General features: G+C 67.5%; 10 protein-coding genes and 1 tRNA gene. 6 read left to right on the top strand and 5 right to left on the bottom strand.

The genetic code is table 11. The features are described from left to right. Positions 1 to 3: 3 nt before the first annotated feature. Positions 4 to 876 carry an ABC transporter ATP-binding protein gene (locus AB0F13_RS18895; protein WP_362083079.1) on the top strand — a complete coding sequence of 291 codons (873 nt, stop codon included), beginning with the start codon at positions 4 to 6 and terminating at the stop codon, positions 874 to 876. Beyond that, positions 873 to 1,589 carry an ABC transporter ATP-binding protein gene (locus AB0F13_RS18900; RefSeq protein WP_362083082.1) on the top strand — a complete coding sequence of 239 codons (717 nt, stop codon included), beginning with the start codon at positions 873 to 875 and terminating at the stop codon, positions 1,587 to 1,589. The genes AB0F13_RS18895 and AB0F13_RS18900 overlap by 4 nt, the downstream gene beginning before the upstream one ends. A gap of 67 nt (positions 1,590 to 1,656) precedes the next feature. Here AB0F13_RS18900 and AB0F13_RS18905 read toward each other — a convergent pair whose 3' ends face one another. Then, positions 1,657 to 2,307: a response regulator gene (locus tag AB0F13_RS18905; RefSeq protein WP_362083085.1), complete on the bottom strand. Its 651-nt coding sequence runs from the start codon at positions 2,305 to 2,307 to the stop codon at positions 1,657 to 1,659. Between the two features lie 96 nt (positions 2,308 to 2,403). Here AB0F13_RS18905 and AB0F13_RS18910 point away from each other — a divergent pair. Together AB0F13_RS18910 and AB0F13_RS18915 are read left to right on the top strand one after the other, a co-directional pair. Next, a tRNA-Leu gene (locus AB0F13_RS18910) sits at positions 2,404 to 2,478 on the top strand. Between the two features lie 119 nt (positions 2,479 to 2,597). Then, the gene (locus AB0F13_RS18915; RefSeq protein ID WP_362083088.1) at positions 2,598 to 3,374 is read left to right on the top strand and encodes a transcriptional regulator; all 777 of its coding nucleotides are present in this window, start codon (positions 2,598 to 2,600) and stop codon (positions 3,372 to 3,374) included. Here AB0F13_RS18915 and pyk read toward each other — a convergent pair whose 3' ends face one another. Together pyk and AB0F13_RS18925 are read right to left on the bottom strand one after the other, a co-directional pair. Next, positions 3,375 to 4,814, bottom strand: coding sequence for a pyruvate kinase (pyk, locus tag AB0F13_RS18920; RefSeq protein ID WP_362083091.1), 1,440 nt, complete (start codon positions 4,812 to 4,814; stop codon positions 3,375 to 3,377). A 133-nt stretch (positions 4,815 to 4,947) separates the two neighbouring features. Next, positions 4,948 to 5,652, bottom strand: a complete 705-nt coding sequence (locus tag AB0F13_RS18925; protein ID WP_362083094.1) for an SIMPL domain-containing protein — start codon at positions 5,650 to 5,652, stop codon at positions 4,948 to 4,950. A 144-nt stretch (positions 5,653 to 5,796) separates the two neighbouring features. Between AB0F13_RS18925 and AB0F13_RS18930 the strand changes: the two genes are divergently transcribed. Next, positions 5,797 to 7,602, top strand: a complete 1,806-nt coding sequence (locus AB0F13_RS18930; protein WP_362083097.1) for a 5'-nucleotidase C-terminal domain-containing protein — start codon at positions 5,797 to 5,799, stop codon at positions 7,600 to 7,602. Here the strand turns inward: AB0F13_RS18930 and AB0F13_RS18935 are convergent. Further along, on the bottom strand, positions 7,558 to 8,988 hold the full coding sequence (locus AB0F13_RS18935) for a SidA/IucD/PvdA family monooxygenase (RefSeq protein ID WP_362083100.1): 1,431 nt from the start codon (positions 8,986 to 8,988) through the stop codon (positions 7,558 to 7,560). The genes AB0F13_RS18930 and AB0F13_RS18935 overlap by 45 nt on opposite strands. A 425-nt stretch (positions 8,989 to 9,413) precedes the next feature. Here AB0F13_RS18935 and AB0F13_RS18940 point away from each other — a divergent pair, with 425 nt between their 5' ends. After that, positions 9,414 to 9,968: a F0F1 ATP synthase subunit B gene (locus tag AB0F13_RS18940; RefSeq protein ID WP_362083103.1), complete on the top strand. Its 555-nt coding sequence runs from the start codon at positions 9,414 to 9,416 to the stop codon at positions 9,966 to 9,968. 167 nt (positions 9,969 to 10,135) lie between these two features. Here AB0F13_RS18940 and pepN read toward each other — a convergent pair whose 3' ends face one another. Beyond that, complete coding sequence (gene pepN / locus AB0F13_RS18945) at positions 10,136 to 12,658, bottom strand: aminopeptidase N (protein ID WP_362083106.1); 2,523 nt, start codon at positions 12,656 to 12,658, stop codon at positions 10,136 to 10,138. Positions 12,659 to 13,197: the final 539 nt, after the last annotated feature.

The raw sequence follows: 13,197 nt of genomic DNA on the forward strand, positions 1-13,197 counted from the left end.
ACCATGACGACCACCGCCACACCCACCACCCCGCCCACCGCCCCCGTCCTCACCGCCACCGGCGTCACCATGCGCTTCGGCGGACTCACCGCCGTACACACCGTCGACCTCACCGTCGGCCACCGCGAAATCGTCGGCCTCATCGGCCCCAACGGAGCCGGGAAAACAACCTTCTTCAACTGCCTCACCGGCCTCTACACACCCACCGAAGGCACCGTCACCTACAAAGGAAACACCCTTCCACCCAAACCCCACCTCGTCACCCAAGCAGGCATCGCCCGCACCTTCCAGAACATCCGCCTCTTCCCCAACATGACCGTCCTCGAAAACGTCCTCGTCGGCCGCCACACCCGCACCAAAGAAGGCCTCTTCTCCGCCCTCCTCCGCGGCCCCGCATTCCACCGCGCCGAAAAAGCCTCAGAACAACGCGCCATGGAACTCCTCACCTTCACCGACCTCGCCCACAAACGCGACCACCTCGCCCGCAACCTCCCCTACGGCGAACAACGCAAGCTCGAAATCGCCCGCGCCCTCGCCAGCGACCCCGGACTCCTCCTCCTCGACGAACCCACCGCCGGCATGAACCCCCAGGAAACCCGCGCCACCGAAACACTCGTCCGCGCCATCCGCACACAAGGAACCGCCGTCCTCGTCATCGAGCACGACATGCGCTTCATCTTCAACCTCTGCGACCGCGTCGCCGTCCTCGTACAAGGCCAAAAACTCACCGAAGGCACACCCGACACCGTCCAGGCCGACGAACGCGTCATCGCCGCCTACCTCGGCACACCCTTCGAAGGCGAACCCGGCGAAGAAGAAATCGCCGAAATCGAAGCGGCAGAAGCAGCCGCCGAAACGGAGGGAGAGGAACGATGACCGCCCTCCTCGAAGTCGAAAACCTCCACGTCGCCTACGGCAAAATCGAAGCCGTCAAAGGAATCTCCTTCACCGTCCACGCCGGACAGGTCGTCACCCTCATCGGCACCAACGGCGCCGGCAAGACCACCACCCTGCGCACCCTCTCCGGCCTCCTCACCCCCACCACCGGCACCATCCGCTTCGACGGCCACTCCCTCGCCGGCACCCCCGCCCACGAAATCGTCGCCCGCGGCCTCGCCCACTCCCCCGAAGGCCGCCACATCTTCCCCCGCCTCACCATCGCCGAAAACCTCCAGCTCGGCGCCTTCCTCCGCAAGGACACAGACGGCATCACACGCGACATCCAGCGCGCCTACGACCTCTTCCCCATCCTCGGCGAACGAGCCGGCCAAAAAGCAGGCACCCTCTCCGGCGGCGAACAACAGATGCTCGCCATGGGCCGCGCCCTCATGTCCCGCCCCAAACTCCTCATGCTCGACGAACCCTCCATGGGCCTCTCCCCGATCATGATGCGGAAGATCATGCAAACCATCGCCGAACTCAAGGCCTCCGGCACCACCATCCTGCTCGTCGAACAGAACGCCCAAGCCGCCCTCACCCTCGCCGACCACGGCCACGTCATGGAGATCGGCAAGATCGTCCTGTCGGGGACGGGGACGGACCTTCTCCACGACGAATCCGTACGCAAGGCCTACCTCGGCGAGGACTGACCCAGGAGACGAAGAAGGGGCCCGCGTCCACACGGACACGGGCCCCATCCAGCAAGAACTGCTGCCGCTACTGCTCCTTCGACGCCTTCTTCTCCTTGGCGTCCTCGATGACCGCCTCCGCCACCTGCTGCATCGACAGCCGACGATCCATCGACGTCTTCTGGATCCACCGGAACGCCGCCGGCTCGGACAGCCCGTACTGCGTCTGCAGCACACTCTTCGCCCGGTCCACCAGCTTCCGCGTCTCCAGCCGCTGGGAGAGGTCCGCGACCTCCTGCTCCAGCGCCTTCAGCTCCGTGAACCGGGACACGGCCATCTCGATGGCCGGGACGACATCGCTCTTGCTGAACGGCTTCACCAGGTAGGCCATGGCCCCGGCGTCACGGGCCCGCTCCACGAGGTCGCGCTGCGAGAACGCGGTCAGCATCAGGACGGGCGCGATCGACTCGGCCGCGATCCGCTCTGCGGCGGAGATCCCGTCCAGGACCGGCATCTTCACATCCAGGATCACCAGATCCGGCTTGTGCTCCCGCGCCAGCGCGACGGCCGTCTCACCGTCGCCCGCCTCGCCCACGACGGAGTAGCCCTCTTCTTCGAGCATCTCTTTGAGGTCGAGACGGATCAGGGCCTCGTCCTCGGCGATCACGACACGGGTGATGTGCGGAGGGGTGTGCTGCGGCTCGTCGTCGACGGGCGGCTGGGGCTCGGCGGCGGTCACGTGTCTCCTCGTTAGGGCAGGTGCTGCTGCACGAGCCTACCTACGTCATGTAGTTTTGAGCACCGAGGGGGTATACACTTCCCTTGGATTGCAAGGGCCCCGGTAGCCCAACTGGTTAGAGGCAATGGATTCAAAACCCATCCAGTGTCGGTTCGAATCCGACCCGGGGTACTTTACCTTCATTTCGAAGGTCGACTGAAACTCCCAATCATTGGGGATCTTCACTCGCCGCGGTGAACATGGCTTCGAATCGGCCCGCGACCGCATAGATCCCGCCAGACTCGCTTCTCGTGTACGACTTCGAGACACGCAAGCATGCTCTTGCTCTCGTCAGCCAAGGCGACAGCCTCAACTCCGTAAGCAAGCAGACCGGCATATCCCGGCACGCGATCCGCTCATGGCAAACCAGGGTCGAGCCCCTCCCCCGTGCAACCACGGAGTGCGCACGTTGCTGCTCCGCACCCCATCAGCCGACGGAGTCAGCCGCGTACGTCTACCTGCTCGGCCTCTACCTGGGCGACGGCCACATCATCCACTACCGCAAGCACCGGTCACCGAGCCTCTCCATCGCATGCGGCGACAAGTGGCCGGGGCTGATCGAAGCCGCAGCAAAGGCCATCCGGACCGTCTTTCCCGACAACAAGGTCTGCCGAGTGCGCAGCACCGGTTGCACCTACGTGAAGATGTACTCGAAACACCTTCCGTGCCTCTTTCCTCAGCACGGCCCAGGCAGGAAGCATGAGCGCCCCATCACGCTTGAGCCGTGGCAGCAGGAGTTGGTGGACACCCACCCATGGGAGTTCATCCGCGGGCTCATCCACTCCGACGGCTCTCGCATCACCAACTGGACCACCCGCGTCGTCAACGGCGAGGTCAAGCGCTACGAGTACCCTCGCTACTTCTTCACCAACACGTCCAAGGACATCCTGAAGCTCTTCACCGACACGCTCGACAAGGTCGGCGTCGAGTGGAAAACCACCTACCAGAGCCGAAGAGCCCAGAACATCTCCGTCGCCCGCCGCGCCTCCGTCGCCCTCATGGACACCCACATCGGCCCGAAGTACTAGCTACCGCTCCTTCGGCGAATCGTCCTCCCCGATGTGGTGCACCCGCACCAGGTTGGTCGTCCCCGCCACCCCCGGCGGGGACCCGGCCGTGATGATGACCATGTCGCCCTTGCGGCATCGTCCGATCCGCAACAGGTACTCGTCGACCTGGTCGACCATCTCGTCCGTCGTCTGGACCATCGGCCCCAGGAACGTCTCCACTCCCCACGTGAGGTTGAGCTGCGACCGGGTCTCCGGCTCGGGCGTGAATGCCAGCAGTGGGATGGGTGACCGATAGCGCGAGAGCCTTCGTACCGTGTCGCCGGATTGGGTGAAGGCGACGAGGAACTTGGCGCCGAGGAAGTCGCCCATTTCGGCTGCGGCGCGGGCGACTGCTCCGCCCTGGGTGCGGGGCTTGCTGCGTTCGGTCAGTGGGGGCAGGCCCTTGGCGAGGACGTCTTCCTCTGCTGCCGCCACGATGCGGCCCATGGTCCTGACCGTTTCGACGGGGTACGTGCCGACGCTGGTCTCGCCGCTGAGCATGACAGCGTCGGTGCCGTCGATGACGGCGTTGGCGACGTCGGAGGCCTCGGCGCGGGTGGGGCGGGAGGCGTCGATCATGGAGTCGAGCATCTGGGTGGCGACGATGACCGGCTTGGCGTTGCGCTTGGCGAGCTTGATCGCTCGTTTTTGGACGATGGGGACCGTTTCGAGTGGCATTTCGACGCCGAGGTCGCCGCGGGCGACCATGATGCCGTCGAAGGCGGCGACGATGCCGTCGAGGTTCTCGACGGCCTGGGGCTTTTCGATCTTGGCGATGACGGGGAGGCGGCGGCCTTCCTCGTCCATGACGCGGTGGACGTCGTCGATGTCGTGTGCGCTGCGGACGAAGGAGAGGGCGATGATGTCGGCGCCGGTGGTGAGGGCCCAGCGGAGGTCTTCGACGTCTTTTTCGGAGAGGGCGGGGACGGAGACGGCGACGCCGGGGAGGTTGAGGCCTTTGTGGTCGGAGACCATGCCGCCTTCGAGGACGAGGGTCTTGACGTGGGGGCCGTCGACTTCGGTGACTTCGAGGGTGACGCGGCCGTCGTCGACGAGGATGCGTTCGCCTTTGGTGACGTCGGTGGCGAGGCCGTCGTAGGTGGTGCCGCAGATGTGGCGGTCGCCTTCGGTCTCTTCGACGGTGATGGTGAATTCGTCGCCGCGTTCAAGGAGTACGGGGCCTTCGTGGAAGCGGCCGAGGCGGATCTTCGGGCCTTGAAGGTCGGCGAGGATGCCGATGTTGCGGCCGGTTTCCTCTGCGGCCTTGCGTACCCGCTGGTACCGAGCCTCGTGTTCGACGTAGGTGCCGTGGCTGAGGTTGAAGCGGGCTACGTCCATGCCGGCTTCGACGAGTGCCTTGATCTGCTCGTACGAGTCGGTGGCGGGGCCCAGGGTGCAGACGATTTTCGCTCGGCGCATGGCACGACCTTATGACCTACTGGTGGGTAGAGAATTGACCCCTCGCAACTACTCAACGTCCTTTACGAGAAAGGTTGTTGACACCTTGTGAAATGTGCAGCGAGCCGCTCCGATGAGCATCTCGCAGGTCACCTCACAGCACCGGGCGGGTCATTGTGAAGCGTGCGTTGACGTGGGCGTAGACGGTCTGGCGCTGGGGTTCGAGGTCGAGTGCGGGGGTGGGTGCGGGGGCACCGCCGTATCCGGCGGTGCGCATCATGCCGCCGGGGGCTGCCGGTGGGTAGCCGGGGAGGCCGGTGTTCTCGGCTCCGGTGTCGGCGAGTTCGACGACGGCGGTGAGTTCGGCGCCGAGTGCTTCGGCGTATTCGCGGGCGCGTTGGACGGCTTCGTGTACGGCTTGGCGGCGGGCTTCGCGGTGGGCGGGTGAGTCGGGGCGCAGGGCCCACCAGGGGCCGTCGATGCGGGTGAGGTCGTGTTCGGCGAGTCGGGTGGCGAGTTCGCCGAGGGTGGTGAAGTCGGCGAGGGTTGCGGTGAGGTGGACGGTGCCGTGGTAGGCGCGGATGCGTTCGTGGCGTCCTTTGTCGGTGAGTTGTGGGGTGATGGTGAAGTTTCCGGTCTCGAGTTTTTCGACGGTGTCGCCGTAGGACTTGAGGAGGTCGAGGACTTGGTTGTTGCGGCGGGTGAGGTCTTCGAGGGTGTTGCGGCGGTCGGTGCCGCGGGCGTTGACGGTGATGCCGAGGTGGGCGATTTCGGGGTCGACTTCGAGGCGGGCTTCTCCGCGGACGGCGATGCGGGGGGTGTCGGGGGTTCCGTAGGGCAGGGGTGTTGGTGTGGTCATGGGTTCAGCGTGTCAGGTGACCGGGGGTTGTGGTGGGGTCCGGGGTGACGCATTCGCAACCTTGTGAGGGTGTTGGGGGGTGTGGTTGCTGGGCCAGAATCTACGCGCGTTGGTTCTGCATGATGAATGGGGAGAACAGAACATATGCCGCTCAACCGTAGGAATTTTCTGGGGCGTACCGCTGCGACGGGTGCGGGTGTGGCGCTGGTGGGTGCTGTGAGTGCGGCGCCGGCGGAGGCGGCGGAGGCGGAGTCTGCCGGGGGCCGGAAGAAGCGGTACTCGTTCACCGTGATGGGCACCACGGATCTGCACGGCAACGTTTTCAACTGGGATTATTTCACCGATGCGGAGTTCGATGACAAGGCGCACAATGATGTGGGTCTTGCCAAGATTTCGACTCTGGTGAATCAGGTGCGTGCCGAGAAGGGTCGGCGCAATACTCTGCTGATCGATGCGGGTGACACGATTCAGGGTACCCAGTTGTCGTACTACTACGCGAAGGTCGATCCGATCACGGGTGCGAACGGTCCGGTGCATCCGATGGCGCAGGCGATGAACGCGATCGGGTATGACGCCGCCGCTCTGGGCAATCATGAGTTCAACTATGGTATTCCGACGCTGCGGAAGTTCCAGGAGCAGTGTCGTTTTCCCATTCTGGGGGCGAATGCCCTGGATGCGAAGACGTTGCGTCCGGCTTTTCCGCCCTACGTGATGAAGAGGGTGTGTACGCCGCACGGTCGTGATGTGCGGGTGGCGGTTCTGGGGCTGACCAACCCTGGTATCGCGATCTGGGACAAGGCGAATGTGCAGGGGAGGATGGTTTTCCCGGGCCTGGAGGAGCAGGCTGCGAAGTGGGTGCCGAAGCTGCGTTCGCTGGGTGCGGACGTGGTGATCGTGTCGGCGCACTCGGGTTCGAGTGGTACGTCGTCGTACGGTGATCAGTTGCCGTACGTCGAGAATGCGGCGGCTCTGGTGGCCGAGCAGGTGCCGGGTATCGATGCGATTCTCGTGGGTCATGCGCACACGGAGATTCCCGAGTACCGGGTGGCGAACAAGAAGACGGGCAAGCAGGTGGTGTTGTCCGAGCCGTTGAAGTGGGGGCAGCGGCTGACGTTGTTCGACTTCGATCTGGTGTGGGAGCGGGGTTGCTGGCAGGTCGAGTCGGTGTCGGCGAAGGTGCTGAACTCGAACACGGTTGTCGAGGACCGCGGGATCACGGGTCTGTTGAGCGATGAGCACCGCAAGGTGGTGGCGTATGTGAATCAGGTGATCGGTACGTCGTCGGCGGCGATGAGTGCGGCGGAGGCGTCGTACAAGGACACTCCGATCATTGATTTCATCAATCATGTTCAGGTGGAGACGGTCCGGGGGGCGCTCGCGGGTACCGCGTATGCCTCCCTTCCTGTTCTTTCTCAGGCGTCGTGTTTCTCCCGTACGGCTGCTGTTCCTGCGGGGAAGGTGACGATACGGGAGGTGGCGGGTCTGTATCCGTTCGAGAATACGCTGGAGGCACGGCTGCTGACGGGTGCGCAGCTGCGTGCTTATCTTGAGTTCTCGGCGCGCTATTACGTGCAGACGCCGTCCGGTGTGCCGGTGGATCCGGCGAAGCTGACGAACGCGGAGGGTGTTCCGGACTACAACTACGACGTCGTGAGCGGCTTGTCGTACGAGATCGATGTGGCGAAGGCGCCGGGTTCGCGGGTTGTGAACCTGTCGTTCGGCGGGAAGCCGCTGGTTGATTCGGCGGAGTTCGTTCTGGCGGTGAACAACTACCGGGCGAGTGGTGGCGGGAATTTCCCGCATGTGGCGCGTGCCAAGCAGTTGTGGGCGAATTCGGAGGAGATTCGTAACACGATCATCGGTTGGGTGAAGGCGAAGCAGGCGATTGATGTGGCGTCGTTTGCTTCAGTGGACTGGAAGCTGACGCGGGATGGTGTGCCGGTTTTCTGAGGTGATGCTGCCGGTGTGGGGCCGTGGCTGTGGTCGCGGCTCCAGGCCGAAGGTGGTGAAGGCGGTGCGTTGTGGGAGGGGGTAGTGGGTTTTTCCGGTGACGGCGTTGAGGATGACGGCGCTGCGCCAGGCGGCGAGGCCGAGGTCGGGGGTGCCGACGCCGTGGGTGTGGGTTTCGGCGTTCTGGACGTGGATGGCGCCCTTGACGGAGGCGTCGAGGATGAGCCGGTGGTGTTCGTCGATGCGGGGGCGGCCGTTGGAGTCGCGGCGGATGTAGGGGTCGAGGGCGGCGAGGAGGGTGTCGACGCGGCGTTCGCGGTAGCCGGTGGCGAGGATGACGGCGTCGGTGGTGAGGCGTGAGCGGGTGCCTTGCTGGATGTGTTCGAGGTGGAGTTCGACGCGGGTGGTGCCGACGCGTCCGGCGGTGCGTACGAAGACTCCGGGGGTGAGGACGGTGTCGGGCCAGCCGCCGTGGAGGCTGCGGCGGTAGAGCTCGTCGTGGATGTCGGTGATGGTGTGGTTGTCGATGCCTTGGTGGAGCTGCCATTGCTGGGGCAGGACCTGGTCGCGTACGGGTTCGGGGAGGGTGCGGAAGTAGTGGGTGTAGTCGGGGGTGAAGTGTTCGAGGCCGAGTTTGCTGTATTCCATGGGGGCGAATGCGGGGCTGCGGGCGAGCCAGGCGAGTTTTTCGTGGCCGGTGGGGCGGCGGCGGAGGAGGTCGAGGAACACTTCGGCGCCTGATTGTCCGGAGCCGATGATGGTGATGTGTTCGGCTTCGAGGAGTTTTTCGCGGTGGTCGAGGTAGTCGGCGGAGTGGATGACGGGGACGTTGGCTGCTTCGGCGAGGGGGCGTAGGGGTTCGGGGATGTAGGGGGTGGTGCCTACGCCGAGGACGAGGTTGCGGGTGTAGGCGCGGCCGAGGGCGTCGGCTTCGCCTTCGGGGTCGAGCTGGGTGTAGTCGATTTCGAAGAGGACGCGTTCGGGGTTCCAGCGGACGGCGTCGATGTGGTGGTTGAAGTGGAGTCCGGTGAGGTTTTCGCTGACCCAGCGGCAGTAGGCGTCGTATTCGGCGCGGTGGATGTGGTGGCGCTCGGAGAAGTAGAAGGGGTAGAGGCGTTCTCGGGTTTTGAGGTAGTTGAGGAAGGTCCAGGGGCTGGTGGGGTCGGCGAGGGTGACGAGGTCGGCGAGGTGGGGGACCTGGAGGGTGGTGCCGTCGATGAGGAGGCCTGGGTGCCACTGGAAGGTGGGGTTCTGGTCGTAGAAGGCGGTGCGCAGGTCTTGGACGGGCTGGGCGAGGGCGGCGAGGGAGAGGTTGAAGGGGCCGATGCCGATGCCGGCGAGGTCGAGGGGTTGGTCGGGGGCGGAGGCGGGGGGTGTGGGGGTCATCGGGTGGTGTGGCCTTCCACGAGTGTCAGCGGGTGTCGGAGGTCGTCGGGTGGATCCGGGGCGGGGTCCGGGGCGGGTCCGGTGCCGTGGTCGGGAGGGCGGGGGCGGCGGTGGTTCGTGTGCGGGGGTGGTGGCGGTGCGGGGACCGTCCGCCGGGTGGGGTCCGCCGGGTGGTTGGTGTGGGGGGCGTCGGGGAGGGGCTGGAAGGTGCGGTTTCTCGGGTCCGGGGCTGGCACCAACGGGCCAAGCTACCGGCTGTGCCCGGTCGGTGACCTGGAGTGCGGGAGGGTTCGCCCGATGGGGGTACGCGGATTGCCGTGGCCTTGTGGCGCGCGTGAGTCGGTCCTTCGGGCCGGGCCCTGGCCGGGGTGCGGTGGTGGGTGCGGGTCCCGGTGCGGGGCGGGCCACAAGGTAATGTGCACACCATGGCCATGACTTTTGCTATCGACGTAGGGCCTCTGAAGCCCGAGCCCGCGCCGCTCGTCCTGGGGCTGGTGCTGTTCTTCATCGTTTTCGCCCTGATGGCGAAGGTGGTCCTGCCCAGGATCAACAAGGTCCTCGTCGAGCGCGAGAACGCCACTGAGGGGCGTTTCGAGGAGGCCGAGGAGACGCGTGCCGAGGCGGCGCGGGTCCACGCCGAGTACCAGGAGCTGCTGGCCGAGGCCCGTCATGAGGCGGCGCGCCTGCGGCAGGAGTCGGTCGAGCAGGGTACGGCGATCATCGCGGAGCTGCGGGCCGAGGGCCAGCGTCAGCGTGAGGACATCATCGCTGCCGGTCACGCGGTGATCGACGCCGAGCGGGCGGTCGCGGAGGCCGAGCTGCGCGAGCAGGTCGGTGCGCTGGCCACGGAGCTGGCGGGCAGGATCGTCGGCGAGTCGATGGCCGACTATGCGCGGGAGAGCGGCGTCGTCGACCGCTTCCTGGAGGAGCTGCGCGCGGCGCAGCCGTCGGACGCCGCTGCAGGCGAAGCGCGCGACTGACCGCCGGCAGAGCCATGGGCCGAGGCCCCCGTACCCCTGGGTGGGGTACGGGGGCCTTTGTCGTTTCCGGTGGGCGGCTGGGCGGCGTGCGGCTTTGTGGCTGTGCTGCCGGGCGGTTGTCCGGCTACGGGCCGGGGCTGTGGGTCATCCCGGGTGCGGGCCGGTGGTTACGGCTGGGTCCGGGCGGTGCGGACGGCGAGGGCGCGGCGCAGGTCGTCGAGCTGGTCGGTGAGCTTGCGGCGCAGTGTGGGGGTGGGGTCGGCGTCGCGCAGGCAGTCCTGGCCGCGGCGCAGGGTCTCCTCCTCGACCAGGGGGTGGGGGAAGCCGTGGGTTCCGGCGGCGGCGGCGAGGGCGGGGCCGCGGCGGGTGGCGAGGGCGATGGCGTCGGGGTAGTAGCGGTCGCGGTAGGGGCGTACGAGGTCGAGCTGTCCCGGTTGCCAGAAGCCTTGGGCGGTGGCGGTGAACAGGTAGTTGCTGAGGTGGTCGCCGGTGTACATGGCGTGCCAGGCGGTTTCCTTGGCGGCGGGGTCGGGGAGGGCGGCGCGGCAGCGTGCGGCGCCTTCCTGGCCGGTGGCGCTGGGGTCGCGGGCGAGTTCGGTGTCGATGTCGTGCGGGGTGGCGGCGCCGAGTGCGGCGAGGCGGGTGAGGATGCGCCAGCGGAGTTCGGGGTCGAGGGCGGGGCCGCCGGGTGCGGTGCCGGTGCGGAGCCAGTCGTGGAGGGTGGTGGGGGTGGTGGCGCTGTCGATGAGGGTGCGGGCGGCGGCCAGGCGCAGGCCTTCGGTGCCGGTGGTGTGCCGGGTGCGGTCGAGCAGGTCGTGGCAGAGCTCGGTGAGGGTGGTCAGGGCGTGGGGGCGGTCGGTGGGGGTGCTGTAGCGGTCGGTGATGTGGGTGCGGGCGAAGGCCAGGACGCCCTGGACGACGGCGATGTCGTTTTCGTGGGGCAGGTGGGTGCGGGCTGCGTCGAGGTAGGCGTGGGGGTGGAGTTCGCCGTCGCGGACCATGTCGCGGGCGGCGTTCCACAGGACGGCCCGGCTGAGGGGTTCGGGGAGGCCGGAGAGGGTGGTGAGGGCGGTGTGCCAGGAGCCGGGGTCGAGGCGGACCTTGGCGTAGGTGAGGTCGCCGTCGTTGAGGAGGACGAGGTCGGGGCGGGGGCCGGGGAGGGTCAGGCTGTGGGTGCCGGGGCCGGTGGGGAGGTCGGTGGTGTGGGGTTCGCGTGGGGTGAGGGTGCGGGGGTCGCCGGGTGTGCGGTCGTAGAGGCCGATGGCGAGGTGGTGGGGGCGGGTGCCGTCGTGGTGGAGGTCGAGTCGCCAGCGGTCGGGTCCGTCGTCGGTGACGGTGGGGGTGAGGGTGTCCGCGCCGCTGGTGCGTAGCCAGGTGGCGGCCCAGGCGTGGACGTCGCGGTCGGTGTTGCGGGCGAGGGAGTCGATGAAGTCGGCGAGGGTGGCGTTGCCGAAGCGGTGGCGGGCGAAGTGGTCGTTGATGCCGGTGAGGAAGTCCTTTTCGCCGAGCCAGGTGACGAGCTGGCGCAGGGCGGAGGCGCCCTTGGCGTAGGAGATGCCGTCGAAGTTGAGCAGGGCGGAGGCGGTGTCGTGGACGTCGTGGGGTGCGGGGGCTACGGGGTGGGTGGAGGGGCGTTGGTCGGCGTCGTAGCCCCAGGTCTTGCGGGCGATGGCGAAGTCGGTCCAGGTGTCGTCGAAGCGGGTGGCTTCGGCGAGGATCTGGACGCCCATGTACTCGGCGAAGGACTCGTTGAGCCAGATGTCGTCCCACCACTGGAGGGTGACGAGGTCGCCGAACCACATGTGGGCCATCTCGTGGGCGATGGTCGTGCCGCGGCTCATGCGTTCGGTGTCGGTGACGGCGGAGCGGAAGACGTATTCGTCGCGGAAGGTGACCAGGCCGGGGTTCTCCATGGCGCCGGCGTTGAATTCGGGGACGAAGGCCTGGTCGTAGGAGTCGAAGGGGTAGGGCTCGTCGAAGATCTCGTGGAAGCGGTCGAAGCAGCGCCGGGTGATGTCGAGGATCTCGTGGGCGTCGGTATCGAGGTGGGGGGCGAGGGACTGGCGGCAGTGCAGGGCGAAGGGGAGCCCGGCGTGTTCGGTGCGGATGCTGTGCCAGGGGCCGGCGGCGAAGGCGACGAAGTAGGTGCTGAGCGGCTTGGTGGTGGCGAGCTGCCAGCGTCCGTCCTCGGGTGGGCCGGTGCGGGTGGCTATGGCGTTGCCGAGGACGGTCCACTCGGGTGGTGCGGTGACGGTTGCGTCGAAGAGGGCCTTGAGGTCGGGCTGGTCGAAGGCGGCGAAGACGCGCTGGACGTCGTCGAGGAAGGTCTGGGTGTAGAGGTAGGTGCGGCCGTCGGCGGGGTCGGTGAAGCGGTGCATGCCTTCGCCGGTGCGGGAGTAGCGCATGTCGGCTTCGACGCGTAGTTCGTGCTCGCCCGCGGTGAGGGTCAGCGGGAGCCGGTTGCCGTGGAGGGTGGCGGGGTCGAGGGGGGTGCCGTCGAGGGTGGCCCGGCGCAGGGTGGCGGGCTTGAGTTCGACGAAGGTGCGGCCGGCTTCGCGGGCGGTGAAGCGGATGACGGTGGTGGAGGCGAAGTGCTCGTCGCCGCGGGTGAGGTCGAGGTCGATGCGGTAGCGGTGGACGTCGAGGAGCCGGGCTCGGGTCTGCGCTTCGTCGCGCGTCAGTACGGGCATGGGGCCATGCTGCCGTAACGCTGGGCGCTGGGCGTGGGCTATTTCTGCGTGCATGCCCCTGGGGCGGGGGGCGGCGGGGGTTCTGGTTGCCGGGTGCCGCCGGGCTGCGCCGTCGCGGCCGGGCGCCGTCGCGGCCGGGGATATTGCGGCTACCGCCGCGGGCATCCCGTCGGCACGGCAGAACTCGGCCGCCGCAGCGGCGGGAAGGTCCTACCGGGGAGCCGACGGTGCCACCGGCGGGGCCACCGGATCACGCCGCCGCGGCGGGGGCGGCCGGGGTCCTGGTTGCCGGGCACCGCCGGACTGCGCCGCTGCGGCTGAGCGCCGCTGCGGCGGGGAAATATTGCGGCTACCGCCGCGGGCATCCCGCCGACACGGCGGTGCCTGCCTGCACCAGTGGCGGCTCAGGCCCCCTGCGGGCGGGGTGGCCGAGGTCCTCGTTGTGGGCACCGCCGGACTGCGCCGCTGCGGCTGAGCGCCGCTGCGGCGGGGAAATATTGCGGCTACCGCCGCGGGCATCCCGCCGGCACGGCGGTGCC

This window comes from Streptomyces sp. NPDC026206 (assembly GCF_040638465.1).
Classification (GTDB): domain Bacteria; phylum Actinomycetota; class Actinomycetes; order Streptomycetales; family Streptomycetaceae; genus Streptomyces.

What these genes read in the sequence shown, in the direction of transcription:
- AB0F13_RS18895 (WP_362083079.1), top strand. Translation starts at nt 4, where the DNA reads ATGACGACCACCGCCACACCCACCACCCCGCCCACCGCCCCCGTCCTC.
- pepN (WP_362083106.1), bottom strand. Translation starts at nt 12,658, where the DNA reads ATGCCCGTACTGACGCGCGACGAAGCGCAGACCCGAGCCCGGCTCCTC.
- pyk (WP_362083091.1), bottom strand. Translation starts at nt 4,814, where the DNA reads ATGCGCCGAGCGAAAATCGTCTGCACCCTGGGCCCCGCCACCGACTCG.
- AB0F13_RS18900 (WP_362083082.1), top strand. Translation starts at nt 873, where the DNA reads ATGACCGCCCTCCTCGAAGTCGAAAACCTCCACGTCGCCTACGGCAAA.
- AB0F13_RS18940 (WP_362083103.1), top strand. Translation starts at nt 9,414, where the DNA reads ATGGCCATGACTTTTGCTATCGACGTAGGGCCTCTGAAGCCCGAGCCC.
- AB0F13_RS18935 (WP_362083100.1), bottom strand. Translation starts at nt 8,988, where the DNA reads ATGACCCCCACACCCCCCGCCTCCGCCCCCGACCAACCCCTCGACCTC.
- AB0F13_RS18930 (WP_362083097.1), top strand. Translation starts at nt 5,797, where the DNA reads ATGCCGCTCAACCGTAGGAATTTTCTGGGGCGTACCGCTGCGACGGGT.
- AB0F13_RS18925 (WP_362083094.1), bottom strand. Translation starts at nt 5,652, where the DNA reads ATGACCACACCAACACCCCTGCCCTACGGAACCCCCGACACCCCCCGC.